This window comes from Lederbergia sp. NSJ-179 (assembly GCF_022867885.1).
Classification (GTDB): domain Bacteria; phylum Bacillota; class Bacilli; order Bacillales; family Bacillaceae_C; genus Lederbergia.
In genome coordinates this window covers 18,428-44,673 of the sequence record NZ_JALIFP010000015.1, presented here as the reverse complement: position 1 = coordinate 44,673, position 26,246 = coordinate 18,428, and the positions used below count along the sequence as shown (strand labels likewise).

At 37.9% G+C, this 26,246-nt stretch carries 24 protein-coding genes; 19 read left to right on the top strand and 5 right to left on the bottom strand.

Going from position 1 to position 26,246, the window contains the following annotated elements; genetic code table 11:
- The first annotated feature begins 60 nt into the window (after nucleotides 1-60).
- The 3 genes from MUB24_RS12615 to MUB24_RS12605 all read left to right on the top strand — a co-directional run bounded on the left by MUB24_RS12615 (nucleotide 61) and on the right by MUB24_RS12605 (nucleotide 5,612).
- Nucleotides 61-3,147, top strand: coding sequence for an efflux RND transporter permease subunit (locus MUB24_RS12615; RefSeq protein ID WP_244704567.1), 3,087 nt, complete (start codon nucleotides 61-63; stop codon nucleotides 3,145-3,147).
- A gap of 86 nt (nucleotides 3,148-3,233) precedes the next feature.
- Nucleotides 3,234-4,589: a TrkH family potassium uptake protein gene (locus tag MUB24_RS12610; protein WP_244704565.1), complete on the top strand. Its 1,356-nt coding sequence runs from the start codon at nucleotides 3,234-3,236 to the stop codon at nucleotides 4,587-4,589.
- 36 nt (nucleotides 4,590-4,625) lie between these two features.
- Nucleotides 4,626-5,612 carry a diaminopimelate dehydrogenase gene (locus MUB24_RS12605; protein WP_244704563.1) on the top strand — a complete coding sequence of 329 codons (987 nt, stop codon included), beginning with the start codon at nucleotides 4,626-4,628 and terminating at the stop codon, nucleotides 5,610-5,612.
- Nucleotides 5,613-5,644: 32 nt separating this feature from the next.
- Here the strand turns inward: MUB24_RS12605 and MUB24_RS12600 are convergent, their stop codons facing one another.
- The gene (locus tag MUB24_RS12600; RefSeq protein WP_244704561.1) at nucleotides 5,645-6,688 is read right to left on the bottom strand and encodes an acyltransferase family protein; all 1,044 of its coding nucleotides are present in this window, start codon (nucleotides 6,686-6,688) and stop codon (nucleotides 5,645-5,647) included.
- A 364-nt stretch (nucleotides 6,689-7,052) separates the two neighbouring features.
- Here MUB24_RS12600 and MUB24_RS12595 point away from each other — a divergent pair, with 364 nt between their 5' ends.
- Nucleotides 7,053-7,307: an aspartyl-phosphate phosphatase Spo0E family protein gene (locus MUB24_RS12595; RefSeq protein WP_244704559.1), complete on the top strand. Its 255-nt coding sequence runs from the start codon at nucleotides 7,053-7,055 to the stop codon at nucleotides 7,305-7,307.
- A gap of 377 nt (nucleotides 7,308-7,684) precedes the next feature.
- On the opposite strand, the gene MUB24_RS12590 is transcribed toward MUB24_RS12595, so the two are convergent.
- Nucleotides 7,685-9,820, bottom strand: a complete 2,136-nt coding sequence (locus MUB24_RS12590) for an ATP-dependent Clp protease ATP-binding subunit (protein WP_244704557.1) — start codon at nucleotides 9,818-9,820, stop codon at nucleotides 7,685-7,687.
- 265 nt (nucleotides 9,821-10,085) lie between these two features.
- On the opposite strand from MUB24_RS12590, the gene MUB24_RS12585 reads away from it, so the two are divergent.
- Entirely contained in the window at nucleotides 10,086-11,126 is a 1,041-nt protein-coding gene (locus MUB24_RS12585) for a YkvI family membrane protein (protein ID WP_244704555.1), read from the top strand.
- Nucleotides 11,127-11,174: 48 nt separating this feature from the next.
- Here MUB24_RS12585 and MUB24_RS12580 read toward each other — a convergent pair whose 3' ends face one another.
- Together MUB24_RS12580 and MUB24_RS12575 are read right to left on the bottom strand one after the other, a co-directional pair.
- The gene (locus tag MUB24_RS12580) at nucleotides 11,175-11,777 is read right to left on the bottom strand and encodes a CPBP family intramembrane glutamic endopeptidase (protein WP_244704553.1); all 603 of its coding nucleotides are present in this window, start codon (nucleotides 11,775-11,777) and stop codon (nucleotides 11,175-11,177) included.
- A gap of 86 nt (nucleotides 11,778-11,863) precedes the next feature.
- Complete coding sequence (locus MUB24_RS12575; RefSeq protein ID WP_244704551.1) at nucleotides 11,864-12,055, bottom strand: YkvS family protein; 192 nt, start codon at nucleotides 12,053-12,055, stop codon at nucleotides 11,864-11,866.
- Nucleotides 12,056-12,347: 292 nt separating this feature from the next.
- Between MUB24_RS12575 and MUB24_RS12570 the strand changes: the two genes are divergently transcribed.
- The 5 genes from MUB24_RS12570 to MUB24_RS12550 all read left to right on the top strand — a co-directional run bounded on the left by MUB24_RS12570 (nucleotide 12,348) and on the right by MUB24_RS12550 (nucleotide 15,770).
- On the top strand, nucleotides 12,348-12,614 hold the full coding sequence (locus MUB24_RS12570) for a phosphocarrier protein HPr (protein ID WP_244704549.1): 267 nt from the start codon (nucleotides 12,348-12,350) through the stop codon (nucleotides 12,612-12,614).
- Nucleotides 12,614-13,012 (top strand): phosphoenolpyruvate-utilizing N-terminal domain-containing protein, encoded by a 399-nt coding sequence (locus MUB24_RS12565; protein WP_244704547.1) that lies wholly within the window; start codon nucleotides 12,614-12,616, stop codon nucleotides 13,010-13,012. The genes MUB24_RS12570 and MUB24_RS12565 overlap by 1 nt, the downstream gene beginning before the upstream one ends.
- 559 nt (nucleotides 13,013-13,571) lie before the next feature.
- Nucleotides 13,572-14,357, top strand: a complete 786-nt coding sequence (locus MUB24_RS12560; RefSeq protein ID WP_244704545.1) for an SDR family oxidoreductase — start codon at nucleotides 13,572-13,574, stop codon at nucleotides 14,355-14,357.
- 17 nt (nucleotides 14,358-14,374) lie between these two features.
- The gene (locus tag MUB24_RS12555; protein ID WP_244704543.1) at nucleotides 14,375-15,280 is read left to right on the top strand and encodes an NAD(P)-dependent oxidoreductase; all 906 of its coding nucleotides are present in this window, start codon (nucleotides 14,375-14,377) and stop codon (nucleotides 15,278-15,280) included.
- A gap of 7 nt (nucleotides 15,281-15,287) precedes the next feature.
- Nucleotides 15,288-15,770, top strand: a complete 483-nt coding sequence (locus MUB24_RS12550; RefSeq protein ID WP_244704541.1) for a chemotaxis protein CheW — start codon at nucleotides 15,288-15,290, stop codon at nucleotides 15,768-15,770.
- A gap of 106 nt (nucleotides 15,771-15,876) precedes the next feature.
- Here MUB24_RS12550 and MUB24_RS12545 read toward each other — a convergent pair whose 3' ends face one another.
- Complete coding sequence (locus MUB24_RS12545; protein ID WP_244704539.1) at nucleotides 15,877-16,329, bottom strand: YkyB family protein; 453 nt, start codon at nucleotides 16,327-16,329, stop codon at nucleotides 15,877-15,879.
- A 184-nt stretch (nucleotides 16,330-16,513) separates the two neighbouring features.
- On the opposite strand from MUB24_RS12545, the gene MUB24_RS12540 reads away from it, so the two are divergent.
- The 9 genes from MUB24_RS12540 to MUB24_RS12500 all read left to right on the top strand — a co-directional run bounded on the left by MUB24_RS12540 (nucleotide 16,514) and on the right by MUB24_RS12500 (nucleotide 25,958).
- A complete protein-coding gene (locus MUB24_RS12540) occupies nucleotides 16,514-16,768 on the top strand; it encodes a YkuJ family protein (RefSeq protein WP_244704536.1) in 255 nt (84 codons plus the stop codon).
- A gap of 107 nt (nucleotides 16,769-16,875) precedes the next feature.
- Nucleotides 16,876-17,322 carry a cyclic-di-AMP-binding protein CbpB gene (cbpB, locus tag MUB24_RS12535; RefSeq protein WP_244704534.1) on the top strand — a complete coding sequence of 149 codons (447 nt, stop codon included), beginning with the start codon at nucleotides 16,876-16,878 and terminating at the stop codon, nucleotides 17,320-17,322.
- Between the two features lie 140 nt (nucleotides 17,323-17,462).
- On the top strand, nucleotides 17,463-18,344 hold the full coding sequence (locus MUB24_RS12530) for a transcriptional regulator CcpC (protein WP_244704533.1): 882 nt from the start codon (nucleotides 17,463-17,465) through the stop codon (nucleotides 18,342-18,344).
- Nucleotides 18,345-18,377: 33 nt separating this feature from the next.
- Complete coding sequence (locus MUB24_RS12525; protein WP_244704531.1) at nucleotides 18,378-20,756, top strand: type 1 glutamine amidotransferase family protein; 2,379 nt, start codon at nucleotides 18,378-18,380, stop codon at nucleotides 20,754-20,756.
- A complete protein-coding gene (locus MUB24_RS12520) occupies nucleotides 20,753-21,679 on the top strand; it encodes an ABC transporter ATP-binding protein (protein WP_244704529.1) in 927 nt (308 codons plus the stop codon). The genes MUB24_RS12525 and MUB24_RS12520 overlap by 4 nt, the downstream gene beginning before the upstream one ends.
- A gap of 7 nt (nucleotides 21,680-21,686) precedes the next feature.
- Entirely contained in the window at nucleotides 21,687-22,526 is an 840-nt protein-coding gene (locus MUB24_RS12515) for an ABC transporter permease (protein WP_244704668.1), read from the top strand.
- A gap of 6 nt (nucleotides 22,527-22,532) precedes the next feature.
- The gene (locus MUB24_RS12510) at nucleotides 22,533-24,074 is read left to right on the top strand and encodes a hypothetical protein (RefSeq protein WP_244704527.1); all 1,542 of its coding nucleotides are present in this window, start codon (nucleotides 22,533-22,535) and stop codon (nucleotides 24,072-24,074) included.
- A gap of 7 nt (nucleotides 24,075-24,081) precedes the next feature.
- A complete protein-coding gene (locus MUB24_RS12505) occupies nucleotides 24,082-25,083 on the top strand; it encodes an AAA family ATPase (protein WP_244704526.1) in 1,002 nt (333 codons plus the stop codon).
- Nucleotides 25,080-25,958 carry a DUF58 domain-containing protein gene (locus MUB24_RS12500; RefSeq protein WP_244704524.1) on the top strand — a complete coding sequence of 293 codons (879 nt, stop codon included), beginning with the start codon at nucleotides 25,080-25,082 and terminating at the stop codon, nucleotides 25,956-25,958. Before MUB24_RS12505 ends, MUB24_RS12500 begins: the two co-directional genes overlap by 4 nt.
- Nucleotides 25,959-26,246: the final 288 nt, after the last annotated feature.

Sequence of the window (26,246 nt, the reverse complement as noted above, 5' to 3'; positions counted from 1 at the left end):
AAGTGAAAGGGAATCTTGCTATAATAGATGAACCAACCATGAATGAAAGGGGGCCTTGTAGTGAATGTAAGTCATTTTTCGATTAGAAGACCGGTGTTTACAGTGGTGACGATGTTTCTTGTCATCATCCTTGGAATCGTCTCTGTCATGAAAATACCATTAACCCTTATTCCGGATATGAATCCTCCGATTGCCGTTGTCGTGACGTCTTATCAGGGAGCAAATCCAGATGAAGTCGTAGAAAAGGTCACGAAACCCCTTGAGGCTAGTTTATCCACCTTACCAGGTATCAAAAATGTTCAATCTTTTTCAGAAGAGGGCTCGAGTCTCGTTCTTCTTGAATTTTCTTGGACAACCTCAATCGATGATATTCAGAATGATGTGCTACAGCGAATCGATATGACACCTGTTCCCGCGGATGCAGATAAACCGAAATTTATGAAATTTGATCCAGCCCAATTTCCAGTTATTCAATTGTCACTAAAATCAAATCAAGGGGAAAAGAGTTTACGCCTCATAACGGATGATTTGGTCAATGAGTTGAAAAAGGTGGACGGAGTTGCAAATGTGAATGTATCAGGGACATTAATGGATCAAATTAGGGTTACTTTAGATCAAGATCAATTAAAGAGAAAAAATCTAACTCAAGCTGATATTGTTCAGGCCATTCAGGCAAATCATATCTCTATGCCAGGTGATACGGTTCTAACTGATGAACAAGAACTGACAACAAGAGTCATGAGTACGCTTCATTCTGCAGAAGAAATTGCCGATATTCCTATTACCCGGAACCCCTTGACAAGGGATAAAGTTTTAATAAAAGATGTGGCGGAAGTGAAAAAGCAGCCGCAGAGGTCCACTAGTATCACACGGACAAATGAACAACCATCTGTCTTATTAAGTGTTTTACAAGAAAGCGATGCCAATACAGCCAATGTGTCGAAAGCATTTCAAAGAGAATTAGACGCACTTTTGCAGAAAGATCAATTTCAACCTATTCAGGCTGATGTTTTATTTGATCAAGGAGATTATATTCAATTAGCCGTTGGAAACATTGCTTCTTCTCTTATCATCGGTGGATTATTAGCCATGCTTGTTTTATTTTTGTTTTTACGGAATGTGAAAAGTCCGATTATTATTGGGATAGCAATACCCTATTCTGTTATTGTCACCTTTGTATTAATGTATTTTGCCGATTTTGCCCTTAATATCATGACATTAGGTGGATTGGCTTTAGGTGTGGGGATGCTGGTCGATAATGCCATTGTTGTCATTGAAAACATTTATCGGCACTTATCCATGGGGAAAGATCCAAAACAAGCCGCACGAGATGGCGCAAAAGAGGTTGCTGGTGCGATTACCGCATCTACTTTAACGACTGTCGCTGTGTTTCTACCTGTTGTATTTATTAGTGGGATACTAGGCCAGCTATTTAAAGAATTTGCTTTTACCATATCCTTTAGCTTGGTAGCTTCTTTGTTTGTTGCCTTGACCGTTGTTCCCATGATTGCGAGTAGATGGCTGAAAACACCTAAAGGAGATTATGAGGCAAAAAGGCGTCGTTCCAAGTCCTTGAATAGATTGGATCGTTCTATTCGCTGGGCATTACACCACCGGTTCATTGTGATCCTCATTTCCTTGGTTCTCTTTGGTGGAGGAATCGTAGGAATGAGTCGATTAGGTACACAGTTTTTACCCCCTACAGATGAAGGTTTTTTTAGTATCAATGTACAATTAGAAAATGGCGCAGCATTAAGCAAAACGGAAAAGGCAGTCGAGATCCTGGAAAAAAATCTTAAAACGGAAAAAGATGTTGACGTTTATGTAAGCTTAATTGGGGCTACACAGGAGTCCTCTTTCCAAGGTGGAGGAAAAGCGAATATAGCAGAAATGTATGTGAAATTAAAGCCGCTTGCAGACCGTAATCAATCGGTATTTGAATTTGTTGATCAAATTAAACCGAAAATAGAAAAGGAAATTCATCAAACGAATCCTGCTGCCACAATCAATTTTAATGTAGAAGCAGTTTCCGGATTAGCGCCACAGACACTAACGTTTCAAGTGCATGACACAAATAAACAGAGATTAGACAAAAATGTCGAAAAAATATATACGGCTTTAAAGAACAAGGAACATTTGCGGGAATTGGCCATCAGTACAGCGGAAAGCGTAGAAGAGGTACAGCTTCAAATTGATCGCGAGAAAGCCTTTGAAATGGGACTGGCTCCAGCGCAAATTGCAACAACCGTTCATGATCTGACAAGAGGCGTTCAAGCCTCACAAATCCTTTCAAAGGACGATCATGTATACGAAGTTTTTGTAGCATATAAGGAGGACATTACAAGGGATCTTGATCAATTGAAGAAACTACAAATCAGAAAACCTGATGGTTCCTATGCAAAACTGGAGGATGTCGCAAAGATTGAAAAGGGAAAGGGACCTGTTAAGATTCAGAGAATCAATCAGCAGGATGCTGTTCAATTTACATTAAAATATAACGCAGATACGGATTTGGGCACGGTAACAAGGGACGTAAACAAAACGATATCGGATTTAAATCTTTCTGATGAAACAGCCATTAGCTATAGTGGAGAGCAAGAGCTTTTGCAGGACTCTAAAAACGATATGATCATGGCTTTGATATTGGCGATCATTCTTATTTATATTGTGATGGCTGCTCAGTTCGAGTCATTTAAATATCCTTTTGTTATTATGCTTACCGTTCCTTTAATGGTTATTGGTATCGCGATTTCGTTGATTGTCACCCAACTTCCATTAAGCATTCCCGCCTTTATCGGCTTAATTATCTTAGCTGGGATTGTGGTGAACAATGCGATTGTGATTGTTGATTATATAAACCAAAGAAAAGAGAAGGGCCTTTCAAGTTATGAAGCACTTGTTGAATCTGTTAAAGTCCGGGCAAGACCTATTTTTATGACAGCCTTAACAACCATTCTTGGACTTGTCCCCATTGCGTTAGGTATTGGTGAAGGAACGGAAATGAATCAACCAATGGGAGTCACAGTGATTGGGGGACTTTTGAGTAGTACTTTATTAACCTTGTATGTTATCCCTGTTGTCTATAGCCTGCTCGATCCAGAAACAAGAAAGATGAATAAAAAAGTACAAGAAAATAGTGACAACTAGAATGACTAGAATGAAAAAGTCTTTTCATGATGCTCTTTTTTCTATATGATAGAGGAATCGTAGAGTTGTTTGGAGGATCATAGGGAATGAAACAATTAAAGAAGCAAAAATTGACGAAGATTACCCCGTTTCGAATGCTGGTCACATACTATGTCATAACAGTGGCTTTATCTGCTATTGCTTTAAGTTTGCCATTTGCTCGTAAGCCTGGGGCCGAGTGGTCGGTCATGGATGCTATCTTTACAGCAGCCAGTGCAGTGAGCGTCACTGGTCTGACAACCGTGAATATTGTGGATACTTTTACAACTCCAGGTATTTTTTTACTCATGGGAGTTCTACAAATCGGTGGGATTGGCATCATGTCGATTAGTACCTTTTTTTGGTTATTAATTGGTAAAAAAGTGGGTTTAAGGCAAAGGAAATTGATCCGGACAGACCAAAATCAAATTAATCTTTCTGGGTTAGTTGCTTTATTAAAACAAATTGTCTATATTATCTTCATTATTGAACTGATTGGTGCGTTTGTATTAGGCACTTATTTTCTAAGAATTTATCCGGATTGGCAAGATGCTTATTTGCAAGGTTTATTTGCTTCCATAAGCGCAACAACAAATGCCGGGTTTGATATTACCGGGAATTCCTTAATTCCTTTTACTCACGATTACTTCGTCCAATTTGTCACAATGGTTTTAATCATTTTGGGTGCAATTGGCTTTCCAGTTTGGATTGAAGTTAAAAATTTTCTTTTCCATAAAGAGGAAAATATTCGTTTTCGTTTTACATTGTTTACAAAAATTACGACGACAACGTATTTCCTATTATTGGGCGTAGGGACGATCGTGATCTTATTGATTGAATTTGACGGTTACTTTGCTGGTAAAACTTGGCATGAGGCCCTGTTTTATTCTTTATTTCAATCCACCTCAATGAGAAGTGCAGGGCTGTTAACGTTAGATATCAATCAGTTTTCACCTTCTACTGTTTTATTTTTGTCCACTTTAATGTTTATTGGGGCTTCTCCCAGCTCAGTTGGTGGTGGGATACGAACAACAACATTCGCTTTGAATATTTTGTTCTTGTTTCACTTTGCAAGGGGACGATCAGATATAAAGGTTTTTAAACGAGAAATTCACCATCAAGATGTGGTAAAATCTTTAGTTGTATTAATGCTTGCTGTTATTTTGGGAGGGCTATCCATTTTTATTTTAACCCTAACAGAAGAGGCCAGTTTACTATCGATCATTTTTGAAGTGGCTTCTGCTTTTGGAACATGTGGCGCTTCTATGGGAATTACAGCAGATTTATCAACTATAGGCAAGTCTTTACTGATCTTGCTAATGTTTATTGGTCGAATTGGGATTCTTTCCTTTTTGTTAACGATGTCCAATAATGAAGATGCCCCAAATTTTCATTATCCCAAAGAAAGGGTCATTATTGGTTAGCAAGGAAGAAAATAAGAACTTGGAGGTTATGATGATATGGATCATAAAATGAAGATAGGAATCGTTGGATATGGGAATTTGGGTAGGGGCGTAGAAGCGTCTATTCAAGTAAATGAAGATATGGAACTTGTGGCTGTTTTTTCAAGAAGAGATCCAGCGACTGTCAAAACGGTGGCATCGAATGTAACAGTACACTCTATTACAGAGATAGAGCAGTTTAAAGATAAAATTGATGTGATGATTTTATGTGGGGGGTCTGCAACAGATTTACCAGAACAGGGACCTGAAATTGCCACCCTTTTCAATACGATTGATAGTTTTGATACCCATGCAAAAATTCCTGAATACTTTGCTAAGATGGATGAGGTGGCGAAAAAATCGGGAAAAACAAGCGTTATTTCTGTTGGATGGGATCCTGGCATGTTTTCCATAAATCGTTTATTGGGTGAAGCTATTTTGCCAGTAGGTCATACATATACATTCTGGGGAAAAGGTTTAAGTCAAGGGCATTCTGATGCGGTTCGCCGTGTGGAAGGGGTCAAAGCGGCCGTTCAATATACGATTCCGATTGAGGAAGCCGTAAACAGGGTCAGAAATGGGGAAAACCCCGATCTTGCCACAAACGAAAAACATTTACGTGAATGCTATGTTGTTCCTAAAGAGGGAGCCAACACAAAGGAAATAGAGGAAACAATAAAAACTATGCCACACTATTTTTCTGATTATCATACAAATGTTCATTTTATTTCAGAGGAAGAATTCCAAGCGAACCACTCAAAAATGCCACATGGTGGTTTCGTCATTAGAAGTGGAAAAACAGGGGACGATCATAAACAACTGATGGAATTTTCTTTGAAACTTGATAGCAATCCAGAATATACAGCAAGTGTTTTAGTAGCTTATGCAAGGGCAGCCTATAAAATGAATCAAGCCGGCAGTAACGGGGCAAAAACAGTCTTAGATGTTCCAATTGGTCTTTTATCAGCAAAATCAGCAGAAGACCTAAGAAAAGAGCTACTTTGAGCAATGTGCTTTAAAAACACCACAACTGACTTTTAGTCGGTTGTGGTGTTTTTAAAGGTGCTATTTTTTGTTTCTTTGAGACTTTTAAGCAATTGTTTCCATCTTGACCATTTTAATTCGATAAAAGGCTGGACAATCGTTGTTATTAATTTGCTTGAAAGGAGCAGGGTAAGCAAAAAAGAAACAATGATTAGAATTAACATGCTTTGCATCGGATCCAAGTAATTTTCCACATTGCTCCCTCTGAACGTCCGGATGATAAATCCATGTAACAAATAGACATACAGTGTATTTGTTCCCCATTGTGTAAAGAATACTCTTTTATGTGGAACAAAAGCGAAAAAGCAACTGGCCATTACGAAATTAATCGCATAAACTCCTGTTCTTGTAAATATGCCAAGGATCGTAATAGACTGTAAATCACTATACGGATTAGAACCAAGCAGCCATTTTTCATCTAAGTTAGGAAAGTTGACAAGTAAAATAGCGACAGAAGTAATAATGATCGCTGCAAATACCTTTGCTTGAGAAGAAGATATTTTTTGGAAATGTTCCTTTTTTAAATAGTATCCTACAAGAAAAAAAGGAAAAAATACAAAGGTTCTTGATAAACTTAAATAACCGGAAATCCAATCAATATAACCAACAGCTAAGCCTAAAGTAAGAGCAAGAACAATCGCTCCTGCCGGTTTCCATTTGTTAAATGCAAGGATCATTAAATGCCAAAAAAATAAGCTGACTAAAAACCAAAGTGACCAATGAGGGTTCAATAGGTCGAAACTTATCGTGGATTCACTAAAAAGAAAATAATAGAAAATAGAGTAAATTACCTGAAAAATGAGATAAGGGATAATCAATTTTTTTAATATTTTCTTTATATAACCTTTTTCATAAATCCCTTTAGCAAAATAACCAGATATCAAAATGAAAGCCGGCATATGAAAGGTGTAAATGAATTTGTAAAGGTTTGCTACGAATGTATTTGTATCAACGTATGATTGAATCAAATGACCGAAAACCACTAAAAAAATTAAAATAAATCTTGCATTATCAAAATAAGAGTCTCTTTTCGTCATAAGTTTCACCACTTTTTGACTTGTTAGCACTATTGTACCCGACTTTAAGGAAGGATAACATTACGTTTCGTTAAAGTTTGTATGACAGATGTTAAATTCTTAGAAATGTCTGTAAAGAAAGGAAACGATTAGGGCTTTTATAGAACAATCGACAAACTTCGATAGATTCATTAAAATACGTAAAAATGGTATAATTCTTTTGGGTGTAAGGGATTCCATAGGGAAAATTTTAAGGAAAATGTGAATAATTGATGATAAAAGTTAAAAAAATTGTCTACTTTTGCGAATCTATTTACATTTAATAGTAATGTTGAGATAATGTCATAGTTGAGTTTTCAGGAAATTAATTGGAGGAGAACGGGGTATGTACTATGGCGCAAAAGAACCAAAAAAATTATTAGCGCAAATTCAAGAAAAGCGTAAAGAAATGTACTTATTTGGTGAGTTATATGGCTTGAACGCAGAAAAAACGATAATTTGCAGCCAAGAACTAGATTCAATGATGAATCAATACTATAAAATGTGTCAAGTGGTAAAAAACTCCAATCAAAGTAAGATTCCAAGAACAAGTGTGGCCAATCAATTTGTTAAACAACAACGGCTGCAACCCGCAAAATAGACTGTTTTACATAAGAGATGTATAGGCGATCAAAAAAGGATCGAGAAGGATGAAAGGTAGCTTCTCTTGAAATAAATATGTCTATTGTCTGGAACACGGTTCACGCAAACAACTTGTTCCCTACCCGATGACCGATCGATTAAATTCATTTCGCATAGGGGGTGCTTGAAGAAAACGAGAGCAAATGATATGAAAAACTCCGCTTAACTTAAACCGTAAAGGCGGAGTTTTTGCTTGAAAGATAAGAAAGAAAGTTTTTTTAGATATTTTTTTGAACGAAGGCTGTTGATGTCTAGCTCCAGCATTAGCTAAATTTCTTTCTTACCTTGTAAAAAAGAGATTGCCGATGGGTTACAAAACGGCAATCTCTTCTTATTTTAGGACTGAGTAATGATCGAAATTTTATTGTCATTCACAACGGCCTTTAATTTTTTCGCATCCGCATGGTCAAGGATATAATCTGCGATTTGGTCTTCAAGCTGTTCTTGGATCGCTCTGCGGAGTGGGCGAGCCCCAAAATCAGGATGATATCCTACTTCGAGGATTTTTTCTTTGACTTCATCAGTTATTTCAAGCCTCATGCCTTGTGCCGTCATTTTTTGCTCAAGCTCAATTAATAGTAATTGAATGATTTGAAGAAGATCTGTTTTCTCCAAACGATTAAATTCAATAATACTATCAAACCGGTTTAAGAACTCAGGTTTAAAGAAGGAACCAAGATTTTGAAGAATACTTGTTTCTTTCATCGCCTCGCTTTGATTAAACCCGACATGGATAGGTTTTACAGTCGTTCCTGCATTACTTGTCATAATAATGACCGTATCTTTAAAACTTACCGTTCTACCTTGGCTATCTGTTAGACGACCATCTTCAAGAATTTGTAAAAACATATGTTGAACATCTGGGTGAGCTTTTTCGATCTCATCTAAAAGAATGATACTATAGGGATTTCGCCGAATTCTTTCGGTCAATTGTCCCGCTTCCTCATGACCAACATAACCAGGAGGAGAACCGATTAATTTGGACACACTATGTTTTTCCATATATTCACTCATATCTAAGCGAACAAATGCGTCCTTTGTACCAAATAATTCTTCTGTTAGTGTTTTAGCTAATTCGGTTTTCCCGACCCCGGTTGGACCTACAAATAAGAAAGAACCAATCGGACGATGTTCGTCCTTTAAACCAGCACGGCTGCGACGAATGGCTTTCGCCACTTTTTTCACGGCTTCTGTTTGTCCAATGACTTTTGCAGCCAAATTTTTCTCAAGGCTTTTCATTTTTTGCTGTTCATCACTTTGTAATTTTCCTACAGGGATTCCTGTTTTACTTTCAATAATGTTTTGAATATCTTCAACATGGACCGTTAGTTTTGACTCTGTAGAAGTCGAATGTAACTTTCTTTCAAGCTCAGCTTCTTCATCTCTTAATTTCGCGGCTAGTTCATAGTTCTCTTGTTTTAGTGTGTTTTGTTTTTCCTTCTCGATTTCAGCTAGACGTTGATGAATAGCCTCATGGGATTCTTCTTTAATCGATAAGTTTAGTTTAGAGCCGGCTTCATCCATTAAATCAATGGCTTTATCAGGGAGATATCGATCTTGAATATATCGAGCCGAAAGCTCCACACATGCTTTAATAGCTTCATCACTATATTGGACTTGATGATAGCTTTCATATTTACTTTTAAGTCCCATCATGATTTCGAGTGTTTTTTCTAATGAAGGTTCTTGGATTTGCACGGGTTGGAAACGTCTTTCAAGGGCGGCATCTTTTTCAATTTGTCGATATTCTTTTAAAGTTGTTGCCCCAATTACTTGCAATTCTCCACGTGCAAGTACCGGTTTAAGTATATTTCCGGCATCCATCGAGCCTTCAGCAGATCCAGCTCCAACGAGCAAATGAATTTCATCAATAAAGAGTAAAATATTTTTACGCTTTTGTAATTCTGTAATTAATTGCTTCATTCGTTCCTCAAATTGGCCTCGAATCCCTGTGTTGGCCACTAATGAAGCGACATCTAGCAAATAAACCTCTTTATTTTTCAATTTTGCTGGTACATCTTGTTCAATAATTTTCAGTGCCAAACCTTCGGCAATAGCTGTCTTACCAACACCAGGTTCACCGATTAAAACGGGATTGTTTTTATTGCGGCGATTGAGAATTTCAATCGTTCTTTTGATTTCTTCCTCTCGTCCAATCACCGGATCAATTAAGCCTGCCTTTGCGGCTTGGTTTAAATTATGTCCAAATTGATCTAGAAAACCATTGCGCTTTGTTTGTGTTTTTACGGTTTGGTGTGGATGAGCCTGCCCGTTTTGGGAGAAGTTTTCAAATAAGTCTTCGAATCCACCATTAAATCCCGAACTCATCATAGGGTTTCCCAAACTGGTGCCCAATTTTTCTTTTTCTTCTAAGTAGCATTGATGGCATAAAGCCAATGTTTGTTTTTGTCCGTTGATATTAAGGTGAAGATGAATATTCGCTTGATTCGTTTGGCATTTCGCACAAAGCATAAATATCAATCCTCCAATATATATTTTATAAAATTGACTTTGACTAACTTTGACCAAAAGTTGATGAAAGAAAAGGCGAATAGGAAGAGGAGAGCTTGACCTTATTCGACCTTATGGGTTCATTATACACTGACCTTTTTTGACTTTCAAGCATAAAATCGCTATTTTTATGATTTTTTTTAAATAATCCCATATAGATATAAAAACAAGTTTTTTCAATAAAGGGTTATATCACAAAGATTATTAAGCGAAGTGGGGCAGTGAATTGAATAAATGGACAGGGGCATTACAGATAGCTGCGGTATATGTTGGTACAGTTATTGGCGCCGGATTTGCTACAGGTAAAGAAATTGTAGAATTTTTTACACAATATGGTTTATACGGATTAGTGTCTATATTGATAGCGGGATATTTATTTATTTTTTTCGGGATGAAGGTGATGATCAAATCCATTGATATTCAGGCGGCCTCGTTTATGGACCTAAACAATGATTTATTTGGACAACATTTGGGGAAAGTCATGAATATATTTATGACACTGATGCTAGTAGGAGTATGTGGGGTCATGCTCTCAGGGGCAGAGGCCTTGTTTTCAGAGCAATTAGGATGGGATAGGGCCTTTGGTTCTGTTATGACCATCATCCTTTGCCTCGCTGTATTATGGGGTGGTGTGAAAGGGCTATTTGCTGTGAACACATTTGTAGTACCCATCCTCATTCTGTTTAACTTCTTACTGATGTTTCATTCCCTTTCAGATCCATCCTTATGGGTGAATTTGCTGTACGTACCAGACTTTAGTAATGTCTGGAAATCGATTGGTTCAGCTTTTTCATATGCGGCTTTTAATCTTACACTGGCCCAAGCTGTCCTTGTGCCAATTGCAACGGAAATCAATGATAAAACAATGATCAAGCTTGGTGGGTTCATAGGAGGTCTGTTATTAACGATTATTTTAATATCCAGTCATATTATTCTATCTACGCTTCCTAATCTCTTAGCCTACGATATTCCGATGGCCACGATAGTAAAAAATTCCATTAGTGGTATTTATTTTATTTATCTATTCATTATTTATGGAGAGATTTTTACTTCATTGATTGGGAATATGTATGGAATTGAGAGGCAAATAAGTTATTTTGTCCATTTCAAACAAATTTGGATTCATATTGTTGTCATTTTCGTCGTTTATATGATAGGTAGGATGGAATATGGGCAGCTTCTCGGTCTCCTGTACCCTTTGTTTGGATATATTAGTTTAATTTTTTTACTATTACTATGGATCAAGCCATTGATAGAAAAAAAATAGACACGGAAGATCTGTTATCCTGTGATACACTTCCGTGTCTTTGACACTTTAGGCAAGCGGGAATAATACAAATAAAAGCAAATCAAAAATAAGATGAGAAATGATTAAGAGTGGTAAGCTTCGCTTCCAAACATACAGAATACCCCATACTAAACCGCTAAAAAAAGCAGCTAAGATTAAAAGGAGATATCCAGTTAGACAAAAAGCTAGAGCATTCAATGAGGCTCCAATAATGACGGCTGCTGTAGGATGTATATATCTTAGTATTCTTTTTAGTACAAATCCTCTCCAAAAAAACTCTTCACCCGGAATAATGACGAAAATAAGTAGAAGATATTGCCACAACCATTCTAAAGAAAAATACTCATACAACTTTGTAATTTGATTCAAGGCATTCACGGGAATAAAAGATAATAACCACTTTCCGAATGAAAATAAGACATATAATAGAATCCCAGAGGGGATTCCCCAAAAAATCGCTTGTTTAATAGAAATCTTATCCTCCGTTTTTTCGGCAATGATCGTGATACTAATGAGAAATAACATCGTTGCTGTATATAAATACCAGAAAACTTGATGCTTGTAATCAAAAGTAATGGAAATGAGGCAACAGGCTAAAATAAGACTTCCAATAAGTTTCCAATCTTTCAAACACCTAACCATAATAAAATCCTTTCTTAAAGTTTCACCAATATAATTAAAATCATCAGAATAAATGCAAGCGATGTCGCTTGCATTTATACATGGATAGATTCCTTAATGATTTTATAGTTTTTATGATTGATAACTGTTTTCTCCTCTAGCTCAAAATCACGGTAATTTTCCATATACGTTAAATCTACAATAACGGAATTTTCATTCACCTTTTCAACTACCCCTTGAAGACCATTTTTGAATTCAATGATGTTACCGATTTCAGCAATTTTCAATTCAATCTCTCCCTCGCTCATTCATCTGGTTTCATAAATTTCCAAGGTGCAATCGTGTTGTTTCTAAGATCATGATTCAATGATTATGGATTCTCCATATTTTGCACTATTTTTTAGAAAAGCGCAAGAAGAAAAACCGCCGATATGTTTCAATAAATTTAGGGAAAAAGGGGAAAAGATAAAAAAAGATAAAATTTATTCGATTTTCGTTACTCAATGATTGACGAAACAGGCAAAATTAGCTAATTTTGTATAGAGGGTACTTTTAACTTAGAAAAAGGAGACGATATAAATGATCGAAAAACAATTTACTGTTACAGCAGATACTGGAATTCATGCGAGACCAGCAACTGTACTTGTTCAAACAGCAAGTAGATATTCATCTGATATACAATTAGGGTTTAAGGATAAAAAGGTAAACCTTAAATCTATCATGGGTGTTATGTCACTTGGAATAGGAAAAGATACTGTCATTACAATTAGTGCAGACGGTAGTGATGAGGAAGAAGCAATGGCTGGTATTGAAGAATTGCTTGAAAAAGAAGGACTTGCCAAGTAATGTCCAGCATTTTAACAGGGATAGCAGCTTCTAATGGAATCGCCATCGGAAAAGCATATCTGTTTATTCAGCCAGATCTTTCTTTTGAGAAAATTGCTATCTCGGATGCTGAGGAAGAAATAAACCGTCTTTACTCAGCATTAAATGCCGCTAAATCAGACCTAGAATTCATACGTCAACAGACCATAAAAATTTTGGGGGAAGAGGAGGCGGCTATTTTTGATGCACATCTCCTTGTTTTACGTGATCCTGAGTTATTGACAGCGATTACAGAAAGGATTCGGAATGAAAAAATAAATGCTGAAAGTGCGTTAAAAGAAACAACTGATCATTTTATTCAGATATTTGATCAGATGGAAAACGAACGAGGAAGTAATCGAACTGTAATCAAAATGTAACCGGGAAGAATGTGTATATATTGTTAATTAGTGGTATACAATAAAATATGATTGAATGACAATATTCATTCATTCTCATTTTTCCCCCTTTTTTGCGCTGGAATAAAATCCAGCGTTTTTTTTAATGGGATAGGAAAGGAAATTTTGGCTAATGTTGGATCTAGCTCCAGGCGCCATCGGCTCGAGGTCAAATAACCTGAGACAATAAAAGTCAAAACCGGACTTTTCTTGTCTCAGAACATTTGCTTGTCGGGGCTGAACAAGGCGCTTGCGCTTTTCTTACAGGATAGGAAAGGAAATTTTGGCTAATGTTGGATCTAGCTCCAGCGCCCAGCGACTAGCAAACTTTCGGTGCCTGCTTGCGTAAGTCAACATCGATTCACCCTTCGGGTTCATCGTGTTTCCTTTATCTCGTCAGGCCCCTAAAAAGTTTGTACGTCGCTAAACGGGCGCTTGCGCTTTTCTTAATGAACAATCACCCATTCTTTTTAGAAATGTATGCCTTTTTTTAGCGAAAGTTGTATGATTAAGGTAAGATTTTAACAAGGGAGTGATGTCAGTGGAAATGGGATTAAAAGGGAAACGAGTATTGGTCGTCGCATCGAGTCAGGGTTTAGGTAAAGCCATTGCGGAATTGTTTGTCAGAGAAGGCGCCAATGTGATGTTGGCGAGTAGGAATCAAGATCGCTTGAAAAGTGTTCAATCACAACTTGAAGAATTTCGGCAAGGCAAGGTTGGGATGGTCACTTGTGATATTACGCAACCAGACCAAATTCAACATATGGTGGATGAAACCGTAAAAGAATTCGGCGGAATCGATATATTAGTGAATAATGCTGGTGGACCACCGGCTGGCGGATTTGAAGAAATAGATGATGACGCTTGGCAAGCTGCATTTGAGTTGAATTTACTTTCCTATATACGTATCATACGAGCGACATTACCGTATCTTAAGGAAGATGGTGGACGAATTATTAATATCGCTTCTTCGTCTATACGAGAACCAATACCAGGGCTTATTTTATCCAATACATTCAGAATGGGAATTTTGGGGTTAGCGAAAACACTTGCGGACGAATTAGCCCCATTTCATATTTTAGTCAATACGGTTGCGCCTGGACGAATTTTAACAGATCGAATCTCACAACTCGATGAAATAAATGCGAATAAAAAAGAAATATCAAAGGAAGAAATCAAAAAACGCGCAGAAGAAAGGATTCCATTGGGAAGATCAGGGACACCAGAAGAATTTGCTAAAGTCGTTGTTTTTCTAGCGTCAGAGGCGAATACATATATGACAGGTAGTAGCTTTTTTGTTGATGGAGGTAAATTAAGATCCGTTTAGCAGGAGGGGAATGATCAATGAGTGATAAAAAAGCGGAAATTGGTTTTATTGGGTTAGGTGTCATGGGGAGAAGTATGGCAAAGAATTTATTAGCCAATGGATATTCAGTCTCAGTGTTTACGAGAACGAAAAAAAAAGCAGAAGAGTTAATAGCTAATGGGGCGATATGGAAAGACTCCCCTAAAGAAATGGCGATAAATACCGAAATAATCATTACAATGGTTGGGTATCCGCAAGATGTGGAAGAAGTATATTTCGGCAAAGAAGGAATCTTTTCGGGGATAAAAACAGGTTCCATTGTGATTGATATGACTACATCTACCCCGTCTTTAGCGAAGAAAATTTATGAAGCTGGTAAGCAGAAAGGGATAAGAGCATTAGATGCTCCTGTATCAGGCGGAGATATTGGAGCTAAAAAAGGGACGTTATCGATCATGGTCGGAGGTGATCAACAAACTTTTCTAGACTGCAAACCTATTTTTTCCATACTTGGTGAGAATATTATTTTCCAAGGAGCGGCGGGAGCAGGACAACATACGAAAATGTGCAATCAAATTGCGATCGCATCAAATATGATGGGGGTCACAGAAGCCTTTATTTATGCCCAACATGCAGGGCTAGATCCTGAAACGGTATTAAAATCAATTAGTAGTGGAGCGGCAGGCAGTTGGTCCATGTCAAACTTAATTCCTAGGGTGATTAAGGGGGATTATTCGCCAGGTTTTTTTATTAAGCATTTTATTAAGGACATGGGGATTGCTCTTGACGAAGCAAAAAAAATGGATCTTTCTTTACCCGGTTTGGAACTTGCTAAGAAATTATATGATATTCTCGCTGAGCGAGGGGAAGAAAATAGTGGTACACAAGCACTAATCAAATATTGGGATCAACCTATGCAAGATATTGGCAGCGATGAAAGGTAGGAAAGCAATGGATCAGAATCAACCAGACATAGTATTAGAATGTGACACAAATGAATTAGAAATTATCCAATTCGAAATAAATGGCCATCTATTTGGCATCGATGTGTTAAAGGTGAAAGAAATTATTCTTCCTAGCGCTACAACTTCTCTTCCGCACTCACATCCATATGTATTAGGAATCATCCAACTACGTGGAGAGGTATTGCCAGTAGTCAGTTTAGAAGATGCCATAGGGATGGATAGAGTAGTAGATCGTGATCTTTCAGAGGATAAGTTTATCGTAACAGAATTTAATGATAAGCAGGTTGTTTTCCATGTTCATAATGTGGAGCGAATTTTACGAATATCTTGGGATAAAATGGAAAAACCACCATCGGATTTATCGAATGTGATTGGCGTCGTTAAAGAAAACAATCATAAGATCCTGATGTTGGATTTTGAGAAAATTATGTTGGATATCAATCCAGAAGCGGGCATTCATCCTGTATAGTTCATTTTGCTTGTAGGCAAATACAATCAGAAAAACGGATACCATGTTAGTGGTTATCCGTTTTTAATTGGAAATATAAAACATAGGATTCAAAGAGGTAAACAGCTTAGAAAAAGCTATCCCCAAGTTTCTTGAATACAGGTTTTTGTGTATTCATTGGTCTTGGATCATTGTTCTCTTTGATGCCAGTGTATTTTTGAAGAAGTCGCTTTGCTGTATTAAGGGACATGCGGGTTTTAGGGTTGCGGGAATGCTGATTAAGATGCCCAAGATGGGGTAGCTCTTCAAAATCTTCTTTAGTAGGTGGTATGTGGAACAAATAATCTCCGCACTGAACCAAGACATCTGATTGCTGCTGGCTAAACTTGGGATTTCTCGAAAAGTGGAGACCAATTTTTGTGGCTTTTCGCTCCTGGATCATTTTGGTCAGAGCGTTCTTTTTCAAGATGTATAAATATTTAGGATTTATTGCCGTTTTGGCGTGGCGGTTAACCGTAAAAATGGCCTGTGAAAGATTTGTTACAGACAGTTCCAATGCTTTACTGGTTTGATCATCCATATAAAGTACACCTTTCCAATTTTATTTACTTTTTATTATATCACTGATCGTCCCAGAAAGGAAGGTAAGGAAGGTATGAAACCTTTGCAAATCCTTAAATAAACGAAGTTTCTCCTCCTCTTTTGGTCAAGACAGTTCCCAAGTCTTTTATAATGACATTGTCTTTTAAGAAAGGAGTTTGACAATGTCACAACTAATCAGCATTATTCAAAGGCTTCAAACGATGCAAAATATAGGAGATCAGGAGGAGAATCCTCAAAGATTATTTGAAGTAAATCAGAAAGTTCTTTGTCAAGTGAGATATTTTCCGGCTTCCCATACATATGAGGTGGAGGAGTATAGTCAGGATCATGATAAACAGAAATATCAATTCGATGATATTGATATGGCTGCTATTGAGATCTTTGATATGATTCAGGAGGAAAAAGAGCGTTCTTAAAACAAGTGTTCAACGGTATAATAAAATTGTGGTAATAAAAGCGTTTTCTCACGTGGTTTATGTTAAAATAAGAATGAGTAAAGATTATAAAGAGATGAGGGACTGAAATGATTTCCTTACAAAGTCATCAAAACATGAACCCGCATATCAGTGATTATATAATCCCATCTGAAAAAGTTGCCCATGTCCAAATTGGAAATAATTTGGAACATGCTTTGCTTGTCCTAACAAAAAGCGGCTATTCTGCTATTCCGGTATTAGATGCACGTTTTAAGTTACACGGCTTAATTAGCTCCCCACTTATTACAGAATCGATTCTTGGATTAGAACGAATTGAGTTTGAGAAATTGAGCGATAAAAAAGTGGAAGATGTCATGCAAGTTCAAATTCCCAAAATACAAGTAGATGACGAGTTTGAAAAGGCCCTTGATTTATTGATTGATTATCCTTTTTTATGTGTTGAGGACCATGACGGGTATTTTGAAGGGATATTCACAAGGAGGGTACTCTTAAAGGAATTAAAGAAACAAATTGGCAAGTTCCATCATGTCTAAATATTAGCTCCCATTTCGGGAGCTGATATTTTTTAACGCGCTATTGGAAATTTCACTATATGTCATAATATGTCCATAGGAGAAGTCAAAACTGTATTCAAACAAAAATTGGCTGCCACATGTAAAGGAGCTGGTTACCTATGTCTCTATCTGACTATCAGTTATTAGTGGTGCTTGCAGAGGAAGCAAATATGCGTAAGGCAGCGGAGCGGTTATTTGTCTCACAGCCGGCACTCTCACAGCGACTGCAAAATATTGAAAAATATTGGGGGGTCCAATTATTTATCCGTACCCAAAAAGGCTTGGTATTAACACCCTCTGGAGAGCTTGTTGTGAATTTTGCAAAAAGTATAATGGAAAAACAAGAAAATGTGTTTGAAGAACTGCAAGCACTCCATTCAAAAGTACATGGTACATTAAAAATAGCCTGTGCTTCTATTGTGGGTCAAAATTGGCTTCCGAAGGTTTTAAAAGAATTTGTTCGAATTTATCCGCATGCAAAGGTTTCGTTAATAACAGGGTGGAGCAGTGAAATATTAAAAAGTTTATATGAAGGAGAAGTTCATATCGGTATTATCCGTGGAACAACAGACTGGAAAGGAGTAAAACACCATCTTTTTGAGGATCAATTGTATCTCGTCGATCGAGAAATACAAAAGGTGGAAGAGGTATTAGAAACGGATCGCCCTTTTATTCAATTTAAAAGCGATTCAAATTATTATCAGGAAATCCAGGATTGGTGGCATCGTCAATTTCAAACTTTTCCAAGACGTACCATTGTAGTCGATCAAATCGAAACTTGTAAACAGATGACATTTAATGGAATTGGGTATGCGATTTTACCGGCTATTACTCTTTCTGATTCGGAAACAGATGTATATAGAATTCCTTTAATGGACGATAAAAATCATTTTATTAAACGGGACACATGGCTACTAGGATATGAATCCGTTTTTGAACTGCGGCAGGTACAAGCATTTTTTGATATCGTTCAGTCCTTTATTTCACATAAATACGACTGATCTTGTTTTTGATTGTATAAGGGGGTCTGTTCAATGATTCAAAAGAGAATCCGTTTCTCTATTGTTGTATTTATTTTCATGTTTTTATCCAGCTTCTCTTTCCCTGTTCACGCGGCAACTGCTGCGATAGATCTTACTATTGAAGAAGGTTACAACGGCGAAGTAAAAATGAATAGAGGGTATCCCGTTAAAATGACTTTAAAAAATAGCGGGGCTGATTTTAGTGGGGATTTGTTGCTCCCGTATACGACTGGGTATAATCTTGGCGGAAAAAAAGTGATCCATATAGAATTGCCTAAGGGCAGTGAAAAGACGTATGAAATCACCCTGCCTGGGAGCGCAGAAGAGCCGTTCAATTATAAACAAAAACCGCCTCTTCTCTATGAAATGAGTTGGAAAAGCGGTAAAAAAATCCCGTTCAAGGCCGTCCATCATTCCAATAAAAGAACGATTGATTATAATCAAGCAACGATTGGTTTGATCAGTGAAAATCCAGACCGATTAAAAAAATTACAACTGATCCAATTAATGGGCGAGCCTGTCATCACAGTCCCATTAAATAAAACAAATTTACCTATAGAGGAGCAAAGCTTGGAGTTTTTCGATTTTCTACTGATTGATGATTATCCAGTAAGTGAGTTGTCTGATGAACAGCAAGCGGCCATAATTGCTTGGATCCATCAAGGGGGAACACTGATCGCAGGGGGATCATCGAAAGGACATCATGCCTTTGGCCAATTGGAAAGTCTTCTGCCTATGCAGATACATAATCAAAAAAACATTCAAGATCTTTCATTTTTAACAAGCGACAAAGAAACACCGATCCATTTTTCATCGCTAACGATTCATACAGGCTCTACGCAAGCAGACGCCGAAATTATTGAACATTCGGGTAAAATACCGGTCATTCTAAAACGACCATTAGATCAGGGAGAAATATGGCAAACAGCCTTTTCCATTGGGGAAGAGCCGCTTTCATCATGGGAAGGCTTTGAGAAGTATTGGGAAGATTTTTTTGCATCGATCCCATCGGGGCTTTCATCTAAATTTCAATCTGATGGGCTCTATCAATCCATCTATAATGAATTAGGATCGGTTAATGAGCTATACCCCACATCCAATTTCTCACTGCCAATCGTACTTTTTACTCTGTTAGGCTATATCATCCTGATTATCCCGATACTGTATGTTCTTCTACGTAAAATGGATAAAAGGGAACATGCATGGTGGATCATCCCAGCGATATCGTTGATTGTTTCGGTTAGTATTTTCAGTATTGGGGCAAAAGAGAGAATGGCCAAACCACATTTGTTTGAGCTGGGACTATTTGAGGCCGATCCAAAAGGGAATTTAGTAGGTTCCTATTCTGCGAGCATTTTTTCAAATCGAAGTGGGGACTATCAATTATCATTTCCAAAGGCGCACATTTCGGGTGCCCCAGTGAAAACCGGGGAGAGTTTGCTGGATGGACAAAGTTTAACAGACGCAATTGTTTCAGAAACGAGAGGAAGTCAAAATTATGAGTATCCAGATGTGGGCTATTGGTCAGCGAGAACGATGGTTGGATACGTGAATAAGCAGGAGGTCGGTCAATTTCAAGTCGATTTGAATCTAGAGGGTGAAAAATTAAAAGGGAAAATTACCAATCAATTTCCTTTTCATTTCGAAGAGTTATTTATTTGGAGTGGTGAACATATTTATGAGCTTGGTGAAATAAACCAAGAGGAGACATTAGAGGTTGATTTAGACTTACAAAAGGGCATATTGACAAGACCGATCAGCCTTGGGTATACAGGAAATCAAGCAGATACCGAACTGGAAGAATTAAAAAAAGAGGAACTACTAAATGCTTTAGTTACATCTGATAAAATTGTAAACAATAATGAACCAATTGTTTATGGATTTACAAAGGATAATATTGTCGAAGCAAATATTCGCCATAAAAAAGAAAAAAATGATCGCGTGCAAATCATTTATCAACCATTTGAAGCAACGGGAATGGGCACGGGGCCATTTACGATTACTCAGGCGGAATTAACGACTGAACTTCGTGCGATTACGGGAAATATACTATCTCCAATGGATATGTATAATGAGTTAGAATTGGGGACGGGCGTTTATGAAGCGGTCTTAACATTACCAGGCCAAATTGACTTAAAAAAGGCATCGTTCGATTCCATCAGCTTTACTCTTGATCCATATGCAGAACTGACATTATCACTAATGGATTATAAAACGGGTGAATTTGTAGAAGTCGATGAAAATAACGAATCAGTAGTATTAAAGGACCATCCAGAACGCTTTATTTCTGAACACGGGCAATTAACGGTCCAGTTAGAAAAGAAGAATGGGGAAGAGAATCCTTATATCAGCTTCCCAGAGTTTACGGTGAAGGGGACCATGAATCAATGATTGAAATCAAAGAATTAACGAAAAAATATGGTTCATTTACAGCCTTAGATACTCTTACACTTCAGATCGAAAAAGGTACAGTGTTTGGAGTAGTAGGTCATAATGGTGCTGGTAAATCAACGACCTTTTCCATACTAGCCACATTACTTGCCCCTACTTCAGGAACAGCCTTTATCAATGGGGCTAGTGTTACAGAGGAGCCGGAAAAAGTTAGAAACTATATTGGCTATATGCCCGATTTCTTTGGGGTATACGATCAATTGCGAGTAAATGAGTATTTAGATTTTTATGGAGCTAGTTACAAAATCCCTGTCAGCGAACGAAAGGAATTAATTGGACAGCTCTTGGAGTTAGTAAATTTATCATCCAAATATGATGCTTATGTTGATTTACTGTCACGCGGGATGAAGCAACGGCTTTGCCTCGCAAGATCACTTATCCATGATCCTGATGTTTTAATATTAGATGAACCCGCTTCAGGACTTGACCCAAGGGCTCGGATTGAAATGCGTGAAGTGCTAAAAGAATTAAAAAGGATGGGGAAAACGATTCTTATTTCCTCTCATATTTTACCTGAGCTTTCGGAAATGTGTGATGAAATCGGTGTGATTAACAAGGGGAAATTGGTTGCACATGGCTCTGTTAATGAAATTCAGCAACAACTTCAGGCGGACAAAATCATTACCGTTATGCTCTTAGGTGAAGCCGGTAAAGCGATCGCCTTTTTTGAAGATGATCCAGATGTTTCAAAAATGACGGTTACAGAAGAAGGTATATTGCAATTTCATTATGCTGGTGATCAACAAAGGCAAGTTCAGTTACTGAAAAAGGCCATGTTAGCCGATCTCCCGATTATTAGCTTTAAACCATTAGAAACAAATTTGGAAGATGTGTTTATGGAAATTACGAAAGGAGTGGAGTGAAGTGAATATGAAGCAGTTTTGGATTAATCCAGTACTTAATAAAGAATTTAAACTAAGATTCCGCTCTTTTCGGACATTTATAGGATTATTGGCTTATTTGGTTGCCATCGGGATCGTTGTGATTGGCTATATTTTACTGAATAGGGTTGTAACGGGTGGATCTTCGTATGTCCGTCCGGAGGAAAGCCGACTGATGTTCATGGTTCTTGCTTATATTCAGCTTGGCTTAATTTTATTCATTACTCCTGGTTTAACTGCGGGTGTCGTTAGTGGGGAAAGGGAGAAGCAAACGTTAAATATTTTATTAACAACCATTCAGAGTTCCACGAGCATTATTTTTAGTAAACTTTTCTCTTCGATCGTCTATTTGGTGTTAATGATTGTCGCAAGTCTCCCTTTTTATTCGATCGTGTTTCTCTATGGGGGTGTATCCCCTACAACCCTTTTTAAGATTTTTGGTTTTTATTTGTTTACAATATTTGTTTTTGGCTGTATCGGAATATTTTTTTCGACATTCATTCGAAGAACGATTGTCGCGATGGTTTCATCTTATGGCATCTGTTTATTCCTTGCAGGAGGAACAGCCTTTTTGTTTTTGATTCTGATAAGCTATACGTATTCACAAAATTCTACTTTATTATTTCCTTATATATTGGCTATGTTTAATCCGGTCATGGCTTTTTCAGCGATTTTTCAACCTGAAATAAATGAAATCATCGCCAGCCAAACAGGTGTCCCCTTTCCGATTATCTGGAGTTATTTTATTGTCTATTCGCTTTTGGCGCTTATGATGCTTTTTTTAAGTATTAAGAAATTACGTCCTAATATGAAACGCAAAAAAGGGTGATGGACGGTGGATACAAAACAAGCATTTTTAAGTTTATTAATAAAGGTAAGGTCACAGCTAAGGTTAGGACTATTTTTGAAAAGGTTGCAGCAGTTTCTATTCACTTCGGCCTTATCGTTGTTATTGCTTAGTCTGTTCGCTCGTTTTTTCGTTATTCCGTATCTATTTATCTATGTTTTGACCGTGATTGCGGCTCTGTTGATTTGCTTTTCCATATCGGCTTGGAAGAGTGCTCCCTCGCTCCAAGCAGCGGCGAACCTTTATGATATTTTTTCGGGAGAAAATAGAGCTACAACCGCTTTATCTTTCTTACAAGAAGACGATAAAATCTATGAGTTGCAAAGAAAAGATGCCCTCTCACATATGAAAAATGTGGAGCAAACTGTTTTAAAAAGAAAAAAGCAGTATGTTCATCCACTTCTAGTCTGTCTTATTTTTATGGTTGGGATGTTCGCCATTCTTAGTTTATCGTTCCCAAATGAAAAAATAGAAGAGGCGAAAAAAATAGAAATAGAGAGAAACATCGTGAAAAAGACGAAAAAAGAGTTGCGAAATGAGATAGAAAAGTTAGAGAATGCTGGGGCAAGGAAAGAATTGGAAAAGACGCCTGAAGCGTTGCAGGATGTGAAACAAGCAAATGAAGCGTTAAAAGAACTGGTAAAAAAACGAGAAGAAATAGAGTTAAAGAAAATAGAAGCAAAAGAAACCCAGGAAAATATAACCGAACTTGTAGAGCAATTGGAAGCTCAGCAATTAGAAAAGCTCGCTCAAGCTCTTCAAGAGGGAGATGCAAAAGGTGTGAAGGAAGAACTCAATCAGTTAAAAGAAAAGTCTTCCGCCCTGAATCAAGAACAAAGAAAACTACTATCCGCATTAAGTCATCAGGATGATCCTTTATCGGATCAAGCGGTTGAGGAGATTGCCCAAAAATTTACGGAGTTAGCAGGCAATCACGATCAAAAGGGTTGGGAAGAGGCACAAAATCTTTTAGATAAGGAAATAGCGGATTTAGCTTCGACGATGGAAAGTCATCAGTTGAAGCCATCCGCAGAATTTGCAAATCAAAAGCAAGATGGAACAGGCGCTGCACCGAATACTTCCAAACAGCCTAAAAAAACCGGACAATCTGCACAAGGAAGAGAAGAGGGACAATCAGGAGAGAAAGGAAATAAAGGCCCAACCCAAGAAGGGCAGGGGAAAAAAGGGACAGCAGGAACTGGTGGGATGTCCAATAACGGCGGTCAAGCAAACTCTTCCAGTAGTGGTGCAGGCCAAGGCTCAGGCTCTAGGGAATTGGCTATTCCGGAATCCATCGATGGAAAGAAAAATATGGAAATTGATTCAGGGAAACAAACGGGTAAAGGACAACCTGCTGAAAAAACAGAAGGGAATGGACCTGTGCTAAAAGGCTCTGTCCGCCCTTATGAAGAGGTCTATCAACAATATGAAGAAGCATCAAGACAAAGTATCGATCGAATCGAAATGCCAGAGGAAATCGAGTCGATCGTCAAAAATTACTTTTCAAAGATAAAGCCAGAGAAGGAGTGAGGATTTCGTGGCACATCTCCAAGAAGAAGATTTTCAACAAGCGGCAGGGTTGCTGAAGGAGGTAAAGAAGGAAATACAGTCATTTATTGTCGGACAGGATTCAGTTATAGAAGAATTGCTCTGGACCATTTTTTCCGGGGGACATGCCTTACTGGAAGGATTGCCGGGACTTGGAAAGACGATGCTTGTTCGAACGATAGCGGAAGTGATGGATTTATCCTTTTCCCGGATTCAATTTACTCCGGATTTGATGCCCTCCGATATTACAGGCACAATGATGATTCAACCAAATGAAGAGGGGAAACAAATTTTTGAGTTTTTTCAAGGGCCTTTGTTTGCCAATATTATACTGGCAGATGAAATCAATCGAGCTACACCAAAAACGCAAAGTGCTTTATTGGAAGCAATGGGGGAGAAAACGGTCACCGTTATGGGGGATACGAAAGAGATGTTGGTGCCATTCTTTGTTTTGGCGACACAAAATCCGATTGATCTAGAAGGAACGTATCCATTACCGGAAGCGCAAGTCGATCGCTTCGCCACAAAAATTCTGGTTTCCTATCCTAATAAGCAGGATTTAAAAACAATCATTCTGAGAACGACTGGTTCCGAACAGCCGCTCTTAAAGAAGATGATGCAGAAAGAAGATGTTCTTCATATTCAAAAGCTTGTGAAACAAATATTGATTTCAGAGGATATTTTAGAATTAGCTGTCCGTATCATTGCGGCCACCCAACCAACGGATGAGGACGCATGTGATGAAGTGAAAAAATATGTACAATATGGGATCGGTCCTCGTGGATTGCAGAGCTTAATTATGGTAGCAAAAAGTCGCGCCTTAATGGAAGGTCGCTATCATGTCTCTATTGGCGATTTGAAAATGGCTGCTAAGCCCGTTTGCCGCCATCGTATTTTAATAAATTTTGAAGGGGAAGCGGAAGGTGTCACCCAAGATCAGATTATCGAGCAAACGATAAAAACGGTTCAAGCGACTGGTGCTGTCCAATGACAAGGATCTCTCCCCAATTTCTAGCAAGATTACGCAGGTTAAGAATTGTCTATGATTCGAAACGAACGGGAATGCAGAAAGGAATTCGCTCTTCTCATCGTTTTGGCTCCTCCCTTGAGTTTTCTGATTTTAAGGAATTCCAACCAGGCGATGATATTAGGCAAATCGATTGGAACGTTTATGGAAGGACGAGACGCCATTTTATTAAAAGGTATCTGGATGAACAGGAAATCAAGGTGGCCATTTATCTGGATTGCACGTCATCCATGAGAGCGATTGAATCGAAATGGACTCAAGCGAAATCTCTAGCCGCCTGTTTAAGTTTTATTTGCTTAGAAAATGAGGATCGATTATCTTTTATCCCCATTTCAGCACCAAGCGCTAAAAAGATTGAGAGAAAAGGAAGGACTCATGCGCAATCCGTTTTACTTCAAATTTTACGACTGAGTATGGAGGAGACCACCACTTCTTTCATCCGCGGGTTAGAAGGAAAAATGGAAAAAAACACACAAATCGCATTCATCATTACAGATGGGATGGAGCCAATCGAAGAATATGAGAGATTACTAAAAAAATGTTCTCCGTTACATACAAATATTATTTTCATCCAAATCTTAAGCGAAAAAGAGGGAGCTCCAGAGGTTCATGGAGATGCCAAACTAATCGATAGTGAGTTACAGACTGAAATCAATTTAAGTGTTAGTCCAAGGCTTATAACGGCCTATCAGATGAGATTACAAGAGCATAATGAAAGATTAAAACAGCTTTGCGTTAAAACGGGAGCAGAGTATTTTCTGATCAATGATGTGAAAAAGATGGAAGAAATTTTATTAAAAGATTTTGTACTTAAAGGGCTTGTTCAAAAAGGAGGATAAAAAGGACCCGTCGGCTAAGGGCGCTGACGTCAATAGCCAACTGCCGACACTAGCACGTCCTGTGCGTCGAAAGTTCGAGGCGGCGTAGCTTTGAGCAGCGGACTTGTACAGGATGTACTGACTTCTGCGTTGCCCACAGGACGTGGGCGGTTTTAGCAGAAGAACCTTCATCCCGATACGTGAGCACAAGGAAAGCTTCCCTGAATCCGCATCGCACGAAGGAAAAGTGGTTTTCTTTTCCAAGGAGCGGAAAAGAAAGCCAACGAAGAAATTCGTAGTGTCATTTTT